Below are 13761 nucleotides of genomic sequence, written 5' to 3'. Positions count from 1 at the left end.
CGGAGTGGAGGAAACGCGATTTGTCGAGCCATGCGCACGTGCCCCACGGCTTCGAAGAGGCCGAAACACCTGAGGAGATCACTCGCCGGCAGTGGATGGCCAAGGCCACCGTTGCCATCAGCGGGGTGATCGGTCTCACCCTTGCCATTCCGATCATAGGGTCGCTGAACCCCGACGTGGGCGCCGGCGGCGCAGTCTGGACGGGCCTGGACGAAAACGGCTGGAAGCAGCTGCAGACGGCGACCGACAAGGCCGTGCACATCGACATCAATCTCAAGAGCAAAGACGCCTACCTCCCCGAAGAGGCCTCGCCGCAATCGGTCTGGGGCATCAAGGTCAAGGATCCGCAGAAGTTCATGAAGGATCGCAAAGACCTGTTCACGCCGGCCGGCAAAAACATGCTTCCATACCCGATCGTGACACTGGGCTTCGTACTCTTTAGCCCGATCTGTCCGCACTTGGGGTGCTACTACAACTATGATGCAGCCAACAACAAGTTTGCTTGTCCGTGTCACGGCTCGCAATTCGATGCGGTCGGCGGCCTAACGCACGGACCCGCGGCGCGCGGACTCGACCCGCTGCCGCTGCGCGAACAGAGCGGCGTCGCACAGATCGAATGGATCCGCTACGCTCCGACGATCCCCGATCGCCTCGTCGTGTCGTACACAGCATAATGCTTAATTGGATAGACCGCCGCACCGGGTTCGTCACCATGGCGAAAGATTTTCTCACCGAGGACGTCCCCGGCGGCGCCAGCTATTGGTACGTCTTCGGCAGCGCGACGCTCTTTGCGATGATCGTGCAGATCGTCACCGGCATTTTCCTGACGTTCTTCTACGCGCCATCGGCGATGACGGCGTGGGAATCCACCAAGTACATTTACGCACATCCGTTCCAGCACACCGTGCTGAGCATTCACTACTGGGGCGCGTCCGCGATGATTGCCCTGCTGTTCCTGCACTTACTGCAAGTGGTGATTTGGGGCGCGTACAAGTCGCCGCGCGAGATCCAGTGGATCGTCGGCGTGCTCTTGCTGCTCACGACAATGGTGCTCGGCCTCACCGGCTATCTGCTCCCGTGGGACATGGACGCGTACTTTGCGTCGCAAGTCGCCATCAATCTCACGCTCAACGTACCGTTCATCGGCGGCTGGATTCAACAGTTCGCGCAGGACGGCACTACGATGGGAACGCTCACCATCAACCGGTTCTTCGGTTTGCACGTCTGGCTGATGCCGGCGGCGCTGGTTGCGCTGGTCGGCGCGCATCTGGCGATCTTCCGCCACAACGGGCCGGCCGGTCCGCCGGTCGAGGATCCGCGGCCGTTGCGCAAGGGCCGTTTCTGGCCGGATCAGCTCTTCATGGACACGGTCGCATCGCTGCTCGTCTTGATCTTTATCGTTGCGCTGGCCACGTTCTGGCCGCCGTTCCTGGACGCAAAAGCCGATCCAACAGTGGCGTTCACGCCGTACCCGGCTTGGTATTTCCTCGATCTCTTCGGCTTGCTCAATATCGTTCCAGGCAATTTGGAGATCATCGGCGCGATCATCATTCCGGGCTTTGCAACGACAGTACTGTTTCTTTTGCCGTGGATTGACCGGAGCACGACACGCGTCTTAGGCTCGCGCAAGTTTATTTTATGGGTGCTCGCCGTCTCGCTCGCGATCATCTGGGGGTTGACGATTTGGAGTCAGCTCTCGATCATGGGCAAACAGTCCCAAGCCGCGGCCAGCGCACCGCCGGCGGCCGCTAACGCGCCGGTTAGTACCTCCGCGAGCGTGAGCCCCGCTGCCAAAGCCGGACAGAAAGTCTATACGACAAACTGCAGCTCGTGCCACGGCGCCGCGGGCGCGGGAATGCCCAACGTTGCTCCGCCGCTGGCCGGCAACGCGTTCGTCACGGGCGATCCTAAGCAAGTGATTCTCACCGTACTCAACGGAAAAAACGGCGCAATCCAAGTCAACGGCCAGAATTACAACGGGATAATGCCGCCATGGAAGGCGACGCTCTCGACGAACGACGTCGCCAATGTCGTTACGTACATCCGCTCGGCACTTGGATCGAACAGCGCGAGCGCGGTCAGCGCGTCGGACGTAGCGAAACTCAAAAAGTAAACCGCGGCATGGAGAGCGCCGAGACCGAGGCGTTGCTGCGCTCGCTGGGCGCCGATGAATCGCAACTGACGGATGCCGAACGGGCCACGCTGGATACGGACGGCTACGTTATTGTCGATCTCTTGAATGCCGAGCAGCTCGCTAAGGTTCGAACCGCGATCGACAGACTGATCGCGCAAGCCAGGCTCGATCCGACGTGGCGCGCCGGAGGTACGCTGCATCTGATCGACCTCGTCAACGATCCCGCGTTCGACCCGGTTTGGAAGTCGCCGCGGCTGCTGGCTGCAATCGCACATATTCTCGGCTACGATCTGAAAATCGGTTCGTTGGCCTACCGCGCGCCCAAGCCCGGCTACGGCGCGCAGACGCTCCATGCGGATTACATGCAAGTGCACAGTGGCGAATATATGGCGGCGACGGCGATCGTCGCGCTCGTCGATTTCACCGCGGAAAACGGCCCGACGCGCATCGTTCCGGGCTCACACCGGCAAAGAAATACCCCGACGCCGGCCGATGCCGACACGCCGCATCCGAGCCAACGTCTCATGCAATGCAAGGCCGGATCGGCCATTGTTTTTAACGGCCACGTGCTGCACTCCGGCACGCGCAACGTGTCGAACGAGACGCGCCACGCGTTACAGATTACCTTTGCAAAACGCGGCGCTGCAATCGCCGGCACCGCGCGGATCGAAAACCCCACGCTCGAACGCGTGGGCGACGCCGCATTCCTTTTCCTTTAGCTACACGCCGGCCCGTCGTACAAGTACAGGTTCGCCTCACCCCAATTGGAGACGAGGTGCCGCGCACGTCCGAACGTCTGCGAGGTGAACGGCCGGTGCCGCGGAGCGACCAGCCAGGTGCGGGGCGATCCGCAGATCACGTTGCGCGGATCGGCGCCGTCGTCGGCGCGGCGCGCATCGGGCGACGCCAAGACGTACACCACCGGCTGCGTATAGAACACGAGGGCATTGCCGCCGGAGAAATTTTGTATCGCCACGGCGTCCCCGGGTTGACGATCGCGATCGATGACGGCGGCGAGATGCGGCACGGGCTTGAACTGCTCGGCTTGCGGCAGAACCAGCAGCCCGAGAAAGCCCAGGGCAAAAACCATTGAGACTGCCAGCACGTACGGCGCCGCTTCCGCACGCTTGCGATTGAGCAGGACGATGAAGGCCGCGATCGATCCCGCGAAGATCGCCGCGCCCACCCAGATCAAACTCCGCGCCGCCACATAGAGCTCCGTTGTCAAACGGTTGTCGCGCGAAAACCAGACGATCGCTATCGCGAGCAGCAGAATCGTCAGTGGTACGGCGGATGTCGAGATCAACGCCGAGCGGCTACGTACGCGCTCGACGACGGATTCAAAATAAAGCGCTACCAGCAGTGCAAAGGCCGGAAGTTCCAGCGCGACATAGTTCGGCAGCTTCGTGCGCGCAAAGCTAAAGAAAATAAACGGCACCAGCACCCAGACAATGGAGAGCCGGACGAGCTGCTGCAAACCTCGCTCGGGAGTCGTCGCGGCCGGTTCGCGCAACTGTTTGATTCCAAACGCGAGCGCCGACGGAAAGAATGCGATCCACGGAAAGAATCCCAGGATCAGCACGGGCACGTAATACCAAAGCGGACCGCCTTGGTTTTCGATCGTGCCCGTGTAACGGCCGAACGTGTAATGCCCGAGCAGTTGCGCGACGGCGCCGCCGCCCGCGCGCATCCACAGCGCGGCAAACCAAGGTGCAACGATCACCACAAAAATCGCCAAGCCCGCAGCCCACGCGCGCCAGCTCGGCGGCCGCGCATGCGTAGCGCGGCGCTCCCACAGGTAATATGGAACCATCACGAGCAGCGCGGCAACCGGCGCCACCGGGCCCTTCGCCAGAAAGCCGAACGCCGCCGCGATCCATCCATAGATGAAATAACTGTCGCGTCCCGTTTGCACCGCGCGGAACCACCAGAAGATCGCCGCCGCGACGCCGAGGTCCAGGAGCGCGTCCATGATCGCCAGCCTGCCGACGATCGCTTGCATCAGGCACGTGGAAAGAATGAGGCTCGCATAGACGCCGGCGCGTGCGCCGGCTTGGCGCGCCACCGCATACGCCGTCATCGCGCCCATGGCAATGGTCGCCAGAGCAGCAGGCAACCGCAACGCAAAAGTCGTGACGCCGAAGATTTTCGCGCAGATCGCCGCCAGCCAAAAATAGAGCGGCGGCTGTACGAACCACGGCGAGCCGTTCAGATGTAAAACGACCCAGTCGCGCGCCAGGAAGATCTCCCGGGCCACCTCGCCGTAGGCGGTCTCGCTGTTATCCCAAAGCGTGCCGCTGCCGAGTCCGGGGAGGGTCGCCAGTGCGGCGATAGCCGCTCCTATTAACGCGGCGCGGACGGGAGGTCGCATGCGCTGCAGTTTTGGGCAGTCATCCAGCGAAGTCATGCGCACCGATGTCGTTTCCGATCACACTTTACGTTCGCGGCCGCCTGGCAGTGGTGGCCGGCGGCGGCGAGGTGGCGCGCAAAAAGAGCGCGGCGCTTCACGCGGCCGGCGCGCGCTTGCGCGTGGTCGCGCCCGATATTGCAGACGATCTGCGCAAATCGGCGGCGCAACATGGGTTCGAGCTGCACGAGCGCGCCTACGCCGTGGGCGATCTGGAGGGAGCATTTTTGGCCATCGCCGCGACCGGCGACGATGCGGTCAACGCGGGAATCTGCGCGGACGCGCACCGGCTCGGTGTCCTCGTCTGCGATGCGTCCAAACCCGAACGCGGCGACTTCGCGATGTCGGCAACGGTACAGATCGGCGACCTGACGTTTGCAGTCGACACCGGCGGTGCAGCTCCGGCGTTTGCCAAGCGGCTGACGGGCGAACTGCGCGAGCATTTCGGCGAATCGTATGCAGCCGCCATAAAAACGCTTGGACGGATGCGCGAGTACGTCAAATCCGAAGTACCAAAAGACGAACGCGCCGGCGTGCTGCGCGCACTGGCGGAGCTTCCGGTCGAACAGCTTGCGGCGATGAGCGTCGACGCGGTAGTCTGCGCCACACGCGGCAGTACGCTCGCCATGATACAAGCGCGCACGGTCGCCGCCAAACTCGCGCAGCGCGGCGTCGCAACCACGTTCTTGAACGTCACGACGACCGGCGACCGCATTCGCGATCGATCGTTTGCCGACATAGGCGCGGAGAATTTATTCGTCAAGGAACTCGAAATTGCGCTGCGCGAGCGGCGCGCGCGGTACGCCGTTCATTCCGCCAAAGATCTGCCCAGCTCGATACCGGACGACATGCAGCTCGCCGCGATCTCTTCACGCGAAGATCCACGCGACGTCTTCTGCAGCGAACGTTTTGAAACGTTCGACGCGCTGCCGGCAGGCGCGCGCGTCGGTACGTCAAGCCTTCGGCGGCGCGCGCAACTCGCTGCGTTGCGCAGCGATCTGCAGTACGTCGATCTGCGCGGCAATGTGGATACACGTCTTCGCAAGTTGCGCGAGGGCGAGTATGAAGCAATCGTCTTGGCAGCCGCAGGTTTGCAGCGCTTGCACGCGACAGCCAAACATATGCGGCCGTTCACGATCGCGCAGATGGTGCCGGCCGCGGGTCAAGGCGCGCTCGCGGTCGAGCTGCGGACAGACGACGAGCTTGCGCGCGAGGTCCGGGCCGCCGTCAACGATCCGCAAGCCGAACTCGCGATCGTGTGCGAGCGTGCCGCGCTGCGCGCACTGCGCGGCGGTTGCCAGGCTCCAATCGGCCTTCATGCGCGGTTCGAAGACGGACAGCTGGAAGCGACCGGCGCGGTGGCGGCGCTCGACGGCTCGCGTATTATTCGGACGCAGCTGCGCCGGCCGGTCGAAACGGTTCCGCAAGCTGAAACGCTGGGGGCGGATGTGGCCGCCGCGCTCGAGGCGCAAGGCGCGTCCGAAGTCCTCGGCGCGCAGCGTGCGGAGCAGCCGCTACGCGGCAGGCTCGTGGTTCTGCCGCGCACACAGGAGCAAGCCAGCCGGATTGCCGCCGCCTTGCGGGCGGATGGGGCGGAAGTGGTCGAGATGCGCTCCGGTGAAGCGGAACCTTCGGGCCTGGGCGAACGCGAACCGGATATGATCGTTTTCGCCTCGAGCGGCTCGGTGAGCGCCGCCTCGGCGTACTTGGCGCGAGTCCACCGTTTCGAACGGCGGCCGGCCATCGCCGCGATGGGCCCGGCCAGTTCGGCGGCCGCGCACGCCGCCGGCTTCACCCCGGACCTGGTTGCGCCCGAGGCGGAAATCGACGCGCTCGTCGGCGCAATCCGCTCGCACTTGAACTCCAAGGAGCATTCCATTTCATGATTCGCACGAAACTGCGGCAAGCGATCCGCCCGCGCAGACTGCGCCGCAGCAGCGCCATGCGCGCACTCGTGCGCGAGCACCGGATCGATCCGGAGCAATTGATCCAGCCGCTGTTCGTCGTGGAAAACAGCAATGACGCCGGACCGATCGCATCGATGCCGGGCATCGAGCGCTTCACCGTGGAAGGCGCCGTTCGCGAGGCGTTGACGCTTGATGCACTCGGACTGGGCAGCGTCTTGCTCTTCGGGATTCCCGAAACCAAAGATGCGAAGGCAACGAGCAACTACGATCCCGACGGCGTCGTCCAGCGTGCCGTGCGTGAAATAAAGCGTGCGCTACCACATATGGTCGTGATTGCCGATCTGTGCAACTGCGAGTACACCGACCACGGCCACTGCGGGATCATCAACGAACGCGGCGACGTGGACAACGATGCGACGGTCGAACTGCTCGTGCGCACGGCGCTCACGTATGCGCGCGCCGGCGTCGACGTCGTGGCGCCGTCCGACATGATGGACGGCCGCGTGCGCGCGATCCGTGAAGCGCTGGACGGCGAAGATTTCGAGGAGACCGCGATCATGGCGTACAGCGCCAAGTACGCGTCCGCATTTTACGGGCCGTTCAGGGACGCAGCCGGCTCGACGCCGCAGTTCGGCGATCGACGCACGTATCAAATGGATCCGTCCAACGTGCGTGAGGCGATGCGCGAGATGGCGCTGGATGTCGAGGAAGGCGCCGACATTTTAATGGTAAAGCCCGCGCTGGCCTACTTGGACGTCGTTCGCGCGGCGCGCGAGCGCTTCGATCTGCCGCTCGCGGTGTACAACGTCAGCGGCGAGTACTCGATGATCAAGGCCGCCTCGCTCAACGGCTGGATCGATGAAGAACGTGCCGTGCACGAGATGCTCGTCGGCTTTGCGCGTGCCGGCGCGGACATCGTCATCACGTACTTCGCCAAAGAGTATGCGGCCCGCAGCCGATAGCATCGCAGTCGTTATCTTAGCCGGGGGGCAAGCATCGCGTTTTCCGGGCAAGTTGGAGAGCGACGCCGGCGGCGTCCCGCTGCTGCTGCGCGTCTATCGCAACGTTCGATCGATCGGCCCGGTGTATGTTTCGGCCAACGCTCCCTTCGGCGAGGCGATCGCACGCGAACTCGATTGCCCGGTCGTCGCCGACCGGCGGCCCGGTCTCGGACCGTTAGGCGGACTCGTCTCTACCTTTGAAAAGGTTCCGCAAGCGCGCTGCTTTGCGGTTGCCGGCGACGCTCCGTTCCTCGACGGGGAGGCGCTCGGCGAGCTGCTGGCGGCATGGGAAGACGGGCTTGAAGCCGTCGTGGCCGAGCGCGACGGACGGGTCGAGCCGTTGTGCGGCCTGTACGCTCGCGCAGCCTTTCTGCGTGAGGGCGTCCGCGAACTCGAAACGGGCTCGGGAGCCGTGAGCGCGGTCGTCGAAAGACTGCGACACCGGCGCGTTCGCCTTTCCGACGAACGGCGGCTGGCCAATGTCAACACCAGCGCCGATCGCGATGCACTTTTAGGACTTTATCGTTGAGATTAGAACGGTCGATTTCGGCTTTCGCGCGCGCGCGCGACATTATCGCAGGCGGCGTTAACTCGCCCGTGCGCGCATTTCGCGCAGTCGGCGGGTCGCCGGTCTTCATGCAGCGTGGCTCAGGCCCATTTCTGTACGATCTGGATGGCCACGAGTATGTCGATTACGTCCTCTCGTGGGGAGCGTTGCTTCTCGGACACGCTCCGCCCGGCGTCGTCAAAGCGATCGTCCAAGCCGCCGGGCGCGGCAGCTCGTTCGGCACGCCGACCGAGGCCGAATCCGAACTCGGCGAGCTGATCGCGAGCATGATGCCGTCGATCGAGCGCATTCGTTTTACCTCGAGCGGCACGGAAGCGACGATGAGCGCGAGCAGACTGGCGCGCGCATTCACGGGACGCGACAAGATCGTCAAGTTCGCCGGCTGTTATCACGGACACGCCGATACGTTTCTGATCGCCGCCGGCAGCGGCGCGCTTACCAACGGCATTCCGAATTCACCGGGAATCACGACCGGCGTTGCGCACGACACGATCGTGCTACCGTTCAATGATGCGGACGCCGTCGCGCGCGCCTTCGATGCGAATACGGGAAAAATTGCGGCAATCGTCGTCGAGCCGTACGCGGGCAACATGGGTTTCGTTCCGGCGGCGCCCGGTTATCTGCGGATGCTGCGCGACCTCTGCGATACGCATGGCGCGCTGCTCGTCTTCGATGAGGTGATGACCGGTTTTCGCGTTGCGCGCGGAGGCGTGCAAGAACGCGAAGGCATCGTGCCGGATCTGACGACACTCGGCAAGGTGATCGGCGGCGGGCTTCCGATCGGTGCGCTGGGCGGTCGCGCCGAGATCATGGCCGAGCTCGCACCGGAGGGCGCAGTCTACCAAGCCGGCACTCTTTCGGGGAATCCGCTGGCGATGGCCGCGGGTATCGCAACGCTGCGCACGATCGCCGGCGATCCGACGCTCTATGAACGTCTCGAAGTGCTGACCAAACTTTTATGCGACGGCCTCGGTGAAGTCTTCGCAAAGCACGGCGTCGCTCAGTACAGCACGTATTCGGGCTCGATGCTCTGCACGTTCTTCACGCCCGGTCCCGTCACCGATCTAGAAAGTGCGATGCGTTCGGATACGGCAGCATACGCGAAGTATTTTCACGCGATGCTCGATCGCGGCATCTATCTGGCGCCCTCGCAGTTCGAGTCCACGTTCGTCTCCACCGCGCACACGACACGCGAGATTCAGCGAACGATTTCGGTGGCCGACGAAGCGCTCGCTCACCTCGCCACGGCGGCGGTTCGATGATCGATCCGATTCGCGCTCCGGTTCTCAAGGCCGGCGCGCTGCGGCTGGCCCAAAGCGAGGTCGCAATCCCGCGCCTCTTCGCCTACCATCGCGCGCTGGCGCAGGCTGCCGCGGACGGAAAGACCGTCATCACGTCGATCGGCCTGGCCGACTTGCTGGGGCATACTATATCGTCGACGCAGATCCGCAAGGATCTCTCGGCGCTCGGACCGCTGGGACGGCGCGGACAGGGCTATGCGATAAAACCACTGGTAGACCAGCTAGCCCTTGTCTTAGGATTGGAACGGGACTGGCGCATTGCGATCGTCGGCTTTGGGTACCTGGGACACGCGTTCGCCACGTTTTTGGCGGCGCGCGAGGAACGGTTCAAGGTTGCGGCAATTTTTGACAATTCGGCGGCAGTCGTCGGACAGATCTGGCAAGGAGTTTCCGTGGAGGACGTAGCCGGTTTGGAGAGCGCACTCGCGCGCATTGATGCGAATATCGGCGTTATTGCCGTTCCGGCCGAAGCCGCGCAATCGATCGCGGACCGCTTGGCCGGGAACGGCGTGCGCGCGCTGCTGAATTTCGCGCCGGTCTCGCTGCGCATGCGTCATCCGGTGATCGTTCGCAATATCGACCTTGCCGGCGAGCTCTCGATTCTCACGCATCGCCTGTCGTTTGCCGCAGCGGAGAACGAATGCCGTTAGTCTGTCTCGGCCTTTCGCACAACACGGCGCCGGTGGAAGTCCGCGAGCGTCACGTCTTTCCGGTTTCGCGGATGGGCGAAGCGCTGGTCGCGCTGCGCGACTACGAAGCCGTGCGCGAAGCGATGATGCTGCAGACATGCGGACGGCTCGAGATCTACGCGGAGCTTGACGACTACGAAGCCGGCGTCACGCAGCTCAAGTCTTTTCTGCAAAACTTCCGGCACTCGTCCGTCGATTACGATCTGGAATCGTACTTATATACGCTGCTGGGCCGCGAAGCGGTCGAGCATCTCTTCCGCGTCTGCACCGGACTCGATTCGATGCTGATCGGCGAAGCGGAGATTCTCGGGCAAGTCAAAGACGCATACGCGGCCGCGCAAGATGCTCACGCGATCGGCGAGACGCTGCACAAACTGCTGCGCGAAGCGATGAGCGCGGGCAAAGCTGCGCGCACGCAGACGCGCATCGGCGAAGAGTCGCCGTCCGTTGCTACCGCAGCGATAGAGCTCGCGAAGCGGCGGCTCGGATCGCTCGAAGGACGCGACGTGTTGGTGATCGGCGCCGGCAAGATGGGCAGCACCGCGGCCAAACGTTTCCGCAGCGAAGGTGCGCGCAATCTCGCCGTGCTCAGCCGGACCGTCAAGCGAACGCAGGAAGTGATCGCGCAGATCGGCGCCGGCGAGGCGCTCGAACCGGGCGAGCTGATCGCCGCTCTCGCAGCGGCGGACATCGTCGTCACCTCCACCGGCGCTTCGCATTTCGTGCTGACGCCGGAGAATGTAGGCGCGGCCATGGCGCACCGCCCGCAGCGGCCGCTTTTCGTCATCGACATCGCGGTGCCGCGCGACGCGCATCCGGGCATTGCGGAGATCCCGGGCGTTACGCTGGTGGACATCGACGGCCTCAAATCACACGTTGATGAAAAACTTGAAGTGCGCCGTGCCGCCATCCCGCAGGTCGAGGAGATCGTCGCCGAATACGTCGATCGTTTCCGGCAGTGGTATCGGGGACGCGCGACCGTTCCGGTCATTGCATCGCTCACGCAAAAAGCGGAGTCGGTGCGGTCCGCGGAATTAGATCGCCTCTTCGCGCGCTGCCCCGAATTGAGCGAGCGCGAAAAGATGCTGATCACCGGAGCGTCGCTCACGATTATCTCGAAGTTGCTGCACACGGTCGTGACGAGATTGCGCGAGAAGGCTTCGCTGAACAGCTCTGAGGCGATAGCGCACGCGCGTTTGCTCGAGGAGCTCTTCGAACTCGACGTTGCCGACCGGTAAGGTCTTTCTGGCGGGAGCCGGACCGGGCGACCCTGGGCTGCTCACCGTGCGCGCTCACGAAGTTCTGAAAACTGCGGACGTCCTGGTGTACGACGCGCTGGCTGCCGACGCAATTGTCGCGCTCGCGCCCGAATCGTGCGAGCGCATCTACGCCGGCAAACGCGGCGGCGATCACACCATGCCGCAGGACGAAATCGAAACGCTGATGATCGCCAAGGCCCGCGAGGGCAAACGCGTCGTGCGTCTCAAAGGCGGCGATCCGTTTCTCTTCGGCCGCGGCGGCGAAGAGGCGCAAGCGCTCCACGCCGCCGGCATTCCATTCGAAATCGTTCCCGGCATCAGTTCCGCACTGGCGGCTCCCGCGTACGCCGGCATTCCGGTAACGCATCGCGACCATAACACCATTCTGACGATCGTCGCCGGCCACGAAGATCCAACGAAGGACCGATCCGCGATCGACTGGTCGCGCCTCTCCGATCCGCAGCAAACGCTCGTCTTTCTGATGGCCATGGGCAATCTGCGCGACATCGCCGCGCAACTGATCGCAAACGGTTTGCCGTTGACGCAGCCGGCTGCCGTCATTCAGGATGGAACGCGGCCGTCGCAGCGCACTGCCACCGGCACGCTTGCGACCATTGCGGATGAAGCGGAACGTGCGGGTCTGCAAGCGCCTGCGATCGTCGTCATCGGCAGCGTGGTCGGATTGCGTTCGCAGATTGCCTGGTTCGAAAAGTTTCCGCTCTTCGGCAAACGCGTGCTGGTGACGCGGCCGGCGGGCCAAAACGACGACATGGTGCGCGAGTTGTTCCGCCACGGTGCGCAGCCGGTCGTCGCGCCCACGATCGCCATCGCGCCGCCCGACGATCTCCGCGCCGCCGAACAAGCCACCGTCAATCCCTCACGCTATGCCTGGGTGATCTTCACCAGCGCGAACGGCGTGAAGGCGTTCTTCGATCACCTCGATGCGCGCCGCGACGACGCGCGGACTCTGGGCGAAGCAAAGATCGCAGCTATCGGGTTAAAGACCTCGCAAGCGCTGCTCCAACGAAACATCTACGCGGACGCGGTGCCGCAGCGCTATGTTGCCGAGGATCTCGCCGATCTGCTGATCGCGTCATCGTGCAAGGGCGATGGTATGCTGCTGTACCGCGCGGCCGAAGCGCGCGACGTGCTTCCCGAGCGTCTAACCGCCGCCGGACGTCCGGTAGAGGTCGTGGCCGCGTACAAAACAGTTTTTACCGACGACCCGCTCTTCGCGCAGCGCGTGCAGCAGAGCGACATTTTGACGTTCACCAGCGCGAGCACAGTGAAGGGCTTCATCCACAACTTGGGCGGAGCTGCGAACGCGCGCGAAGCCAGCGACGGAAAGATCGTCGCTTGCATCGGCCCCATCACCGCGCAAGCCGCGCGCGATCAGGGCTTGGCCGTGCACGTCGTCGCCGAAGAGTACACCGCGCAAGGGCTCGTGGCCGCATTACAGTTGTAATTGCGATTGGGTTTGCCGGCGCCGTCGCGCTCGCCGCATGGCGCGCCCAGGCGCTGACGCTCGACGGAGCGTTCGCGGCTTGGTTTGTCGGCGCAGCCGTATTTGCGTCCGGGGACTGGCCCTTTGCGGTTGTCCTCTTTGCATTCTTCATCCCGGCGATCGCGCTCTCGCGTTCCGGAAAGCGGTTTAAAAAAGCGTTGGTTGACGTAGACAAACGCGGCGCGCGCGACGCGCGGCAGGTCTTGGCGAACGGCGGAATTGCCGCCGTGTGCGCGATCGGGTACGCATTCACGCATTCGATAGTGCTCGCGGCCGCATTCGGCGGCGCATTTGCGGCTGCCGCCGCCGACACATGGGGGACGGAGCTCGGCACGCTCGCGCGATCGCTGCCGCGATCGATTCTGGGATTCCAAACGGTCCCGCGCGGACTCTCCGGTGGCGTAACGCTCGCCGGCACGCTGGCCGAAGCCGGCGGAGCTGCCGTTGTCGGACTGTTCGCCTACGCGGTCGGCGTTGCGCCGCTGTGGATCGTTGCGCCCGCCGGTTTCGCGGGTGCGATCGCCGATTCGATCCTCGGTGCGAGCGTACAGGCCTTGTACTACTGCGCGCGCTGCCAACGCCGCTGCGAAACGAGCCCGCACGTATGCGGAAACAGGACGTCATTGGTACGCGGTTTGCGTTGGATCGACAACGATGCCGTCAACGCGCTTGCAACTTTAGTAGGCGCGCTCATCGCGGGATCGCTGGCGGCGGTTTACTTGACCGCCGTCTGACCGTAGGTTTCTTCGAGATACGGGATGATGACATCGTCGTCATCGAGTACGACCTTACCATCCACTAGCACCGGGACTCCCGTTTGTCCGGAAATCTCGCGCACGACGGTGCGTTGCGCGTGGCTGTCCGGAACGTTGACGATTTTGTACTCCAACTGCAGTTCGGCGAGTTTGTCCCGCACGCGGGTGCAGTATGGGCACCAGTCGGTTTGATACAGAACGATATCGGTCGGTCGCACGAGCGTTTCTCCAGAAAG

Annotated in this window: 13 protein-coding genes; 11 read left to right on the top strand and 2 right to left on the bottom strand. The window is 63.7% G+C overall.

All coding sequences use genetic code 11. The features are described from left to right. Window positions 1-38 precede the first annotated feature (38 nt). Genes VFO29_12440 through VFO29_12430 form a run of 3 tightly spaced genes read left to right on the top strand, consistent with a single transcriptional unit; the run spans window position 39 to window position 2853 of the window. Window positions 39-674, top strand: coding sequence for a ubiquinol-cytochrome c reductase iron-sulfur subunit (locus tag VFO29_12440; GenBank protein ID HET9394316.1), 636 nt, complete (start codon window positions 39-41; stop codon window positions 672-674). After that, window positions 674-2113: a cytochrome b N-terminal domain-containing protein gene (locus VFO29_12435; protein HET9394315.1), complete on the top strand. Its 1440-nt coding sequence runs from the start codon at window positions 674-676 to the stop codon at window positions 2111-2113. Before VFO29_12440 ends, VFO29_12435 begins: the two co-directional genes overlap by 1 nt. A gap of 8 nt (window positions 2114-2121) precedes the next feature. Continuing rightward, window positions 2122-2853, top strand: coding sequence for a phytanoyl-CoA dioxygenase family protein (locus tag VFO29_12430; protein HET9394314.1), 732 nt, complete (start codon window positions 2122-2124; stop codon window positions 2851-2853). On the opposite strand, the gene VFO29_12425 is transcribed toward VFO29_12430, so the two are convergent. Further along, window positions 2850-4505 (bottom strand): glycosyltransferase family 39 protein, encoded by a 1656-nt coding sequence (locus tag VFO29_12425; GenBank protein ID HET9394313.1) that lies wholly within the window; start codon window positions 4503-4505, stop codon window positions 2850-2852. The two genes, VFO29_12430 and VFO29_12425, sit on opposite strands and share 4 nt — an antisense overlap. A gap of 44 nt (window positions 4506-4549) precedes the next feature. Between VFO29_12425 and hemC the strand changes: the two genes are divergently transcribed. From hemC to VFO29_12385, 8 genes are read left to right on the top strand one after another with little or no spacing between them, the layout of a single operon-like run. Further along, window positions 4550-6427, top strand: coding sequence for a hydroxymethylbilane synthase (gene hemC, locus VFO29_12420; GenBank protein HET9394312.1), 1878 nt, complete (start codon window positions 4550-4552; stop codon window positions 6425-6427). Then, window positions 6424-7410: a porphobilinogen synthase gene (gene hemB / locus VFO29_12415; protein ID HET9394311.1), complete on the top strand. Its 987-nt coding sequence runs from the start codon at window positions 6424-6426 to the stop codon at window positions 7408-7410. Before hemC ends, hemB begins: the two co-directional genes overlap by 4 nt. After that, window positions 7391-7978 (top strand): molybdenum cofactor guanylyltransferase, encoded by a 588-nt coding sequence (locus tag VFO29_12410; GenBank protein ID HET9394310.1) that lies wholly within the window; start codon window positions 7391-7393, stop codon window positions 7976-7978. Before hemB ends, VFO29_12410 begins: the two co-directional genes overlap by 20 nt. After that, window positions 7975-9279 carry a glutamate-1-semialdehyde 2,1-aminomutase gene (gene hemL, locus VFO29_12405; protein ID HET9394309.1) on the top strand — a complete coding sequence of 435 codons (1305 nt, stop codon included), beginning with the start codon at window positions 7975-7977 and terminating at the stop codon, window positions 9277-9279. The genes VFO29_12410 and hemL overlap by 4 nt, the downstream gene beginning before the upstream one ends. Then, the gene (locus VFO29_12400) at window positions 9276-9968 is read left to right on the top strand and encodes a redox-sensing transcriptional repressor Rex (GenBank protein ID HET9394308.1); all 693 of its coding nucleotides are present in this window, start codon (window positions 9276-9278) and stop codon (window positions 9966-9968) included. Before hemL ends, VFO29_12400 begins: the two co-directional genes overlap by 4 nt. Continuing rightward, entirely contained in the window at window positions 9959-11245 is a 1287-nt protein-coding gene (gene hemA, locus VFO29_12395; protein ID HET9394307.1) for a glutamyl-tRNA reductase, read from the top strand. Before VFO29_12400 ends, hemA begins: the two co-directional genes overlap by 10 nt. Then, a complete protein-coding gene (cobA, locus tag VFO29_12390) occupies window positions 11232-12731 on the top strand; it encodes a uroporphyrinogen-III C-methyltransferase (GenBank protein HET9394306.1) in 1500 nt (499 codons plus the stop codon). The genes hemA and cobA overlap by 14 nt, the downstream gene beginning before the upstream one ends. Next, on the top strand, window positions 12623-13504 hold the full coding sequence (locus VFO29_12385) for a DUF92 domain-containing protein (protein HET9394305.1): 882 nt from the start codon (window positions 12623-12625) through the stop codon (window positions 13502-13504). The genes cobA and VFO29_12385 overlap by 109 nt, the downstream gene beginning before the upstream one ends. Here the strand turns inward: VFO29_12385 and VFO29_12380 are convergent. Next, window positions 13486-13743 carry a glutaredoxin gene (locus VFO29_12380; protein HET9394304.1) on the bottom strand — a complete coding sequence of 86 codons (258 nt, stop codon included), beginning with the start codon at window positions 13741-13743 and terminating at the stop codon, window positions 13486-13488. The two genes, VFO29_12385 and VFO29_12380, sit on opposite strands and share 19 nt — an antisense overlap. Between the last annotated feature and the right edge of the window lie 18 nt (window positions 13744-13761).

Source organism: Candidatus Rubrimentiphilum sp., from assembly GCA_035710515.1.
Classification (GTDB): Bacteria; Vulcanimicrobiota; Vulcanimicrobiia; order Vulcanimicrobiales; family Vulcanimicrobiaceae; genus Rubrimentiphilum.
Note: the sequence above shows the minus strand (reverse complement) of the source record. Positions and strands in the feature narration are given on the sequence as shown.

Coding starts and splice junctions, on each gene's coding strand:
- VFO29_12410 (HET9394310.1), top strand. CDS start 7,391: ATGCGGCCCGCAGCCGATAGCATCGCAGTCGTTATCTTAGCCGGGGGG.
- VFO29_12425 (HET9394313.1), bottom strand. CDS start 4,505: ATGCGACCTCCCGTCCGCGCCGCGTTAATAGGAGCGGCTATCGCCGCA.
- VFO29_12435 (HET9394315.1), top strand. CDS start 674: ATGCTTAATTGGATAGACCGCCGCACCGGGTTCGTCACCATGGCGAAA.
- hemB (HET9394311.1), top strand. CDS start 6,424: ATGATTCGCACGAAACTGCGGCAAGCGATCCGCCCGCGCAGACTGCGC.
- hemA (HET9394307.1), top strand. CDS start 9,959: ATGCCGTTAGTCTGTCTCGGCCTTTCGCACAACACGGCGCCGGTGGAA.
- VFO29_12400 (HET9394308.1), top strand. CDS start 9,276: ATGATCGATCCGATTCGCGCTCCGGTTCTCAAGGCCGGCGCGCTGCGG.
- hemC (HET9394312.1), top strand. CDS start 4,550: ATGTCGTTTCCGATCACACTTTACGTTCGCGGCCGCCTGGCAGTGGTG.
- VFO29_12430 (HET9394314.1), top strand. CDS start 2,122: ATGGAGAGCGCCGAGACCGAGGCGTTGCTGCGCTCGCTGGGCGCCGAT.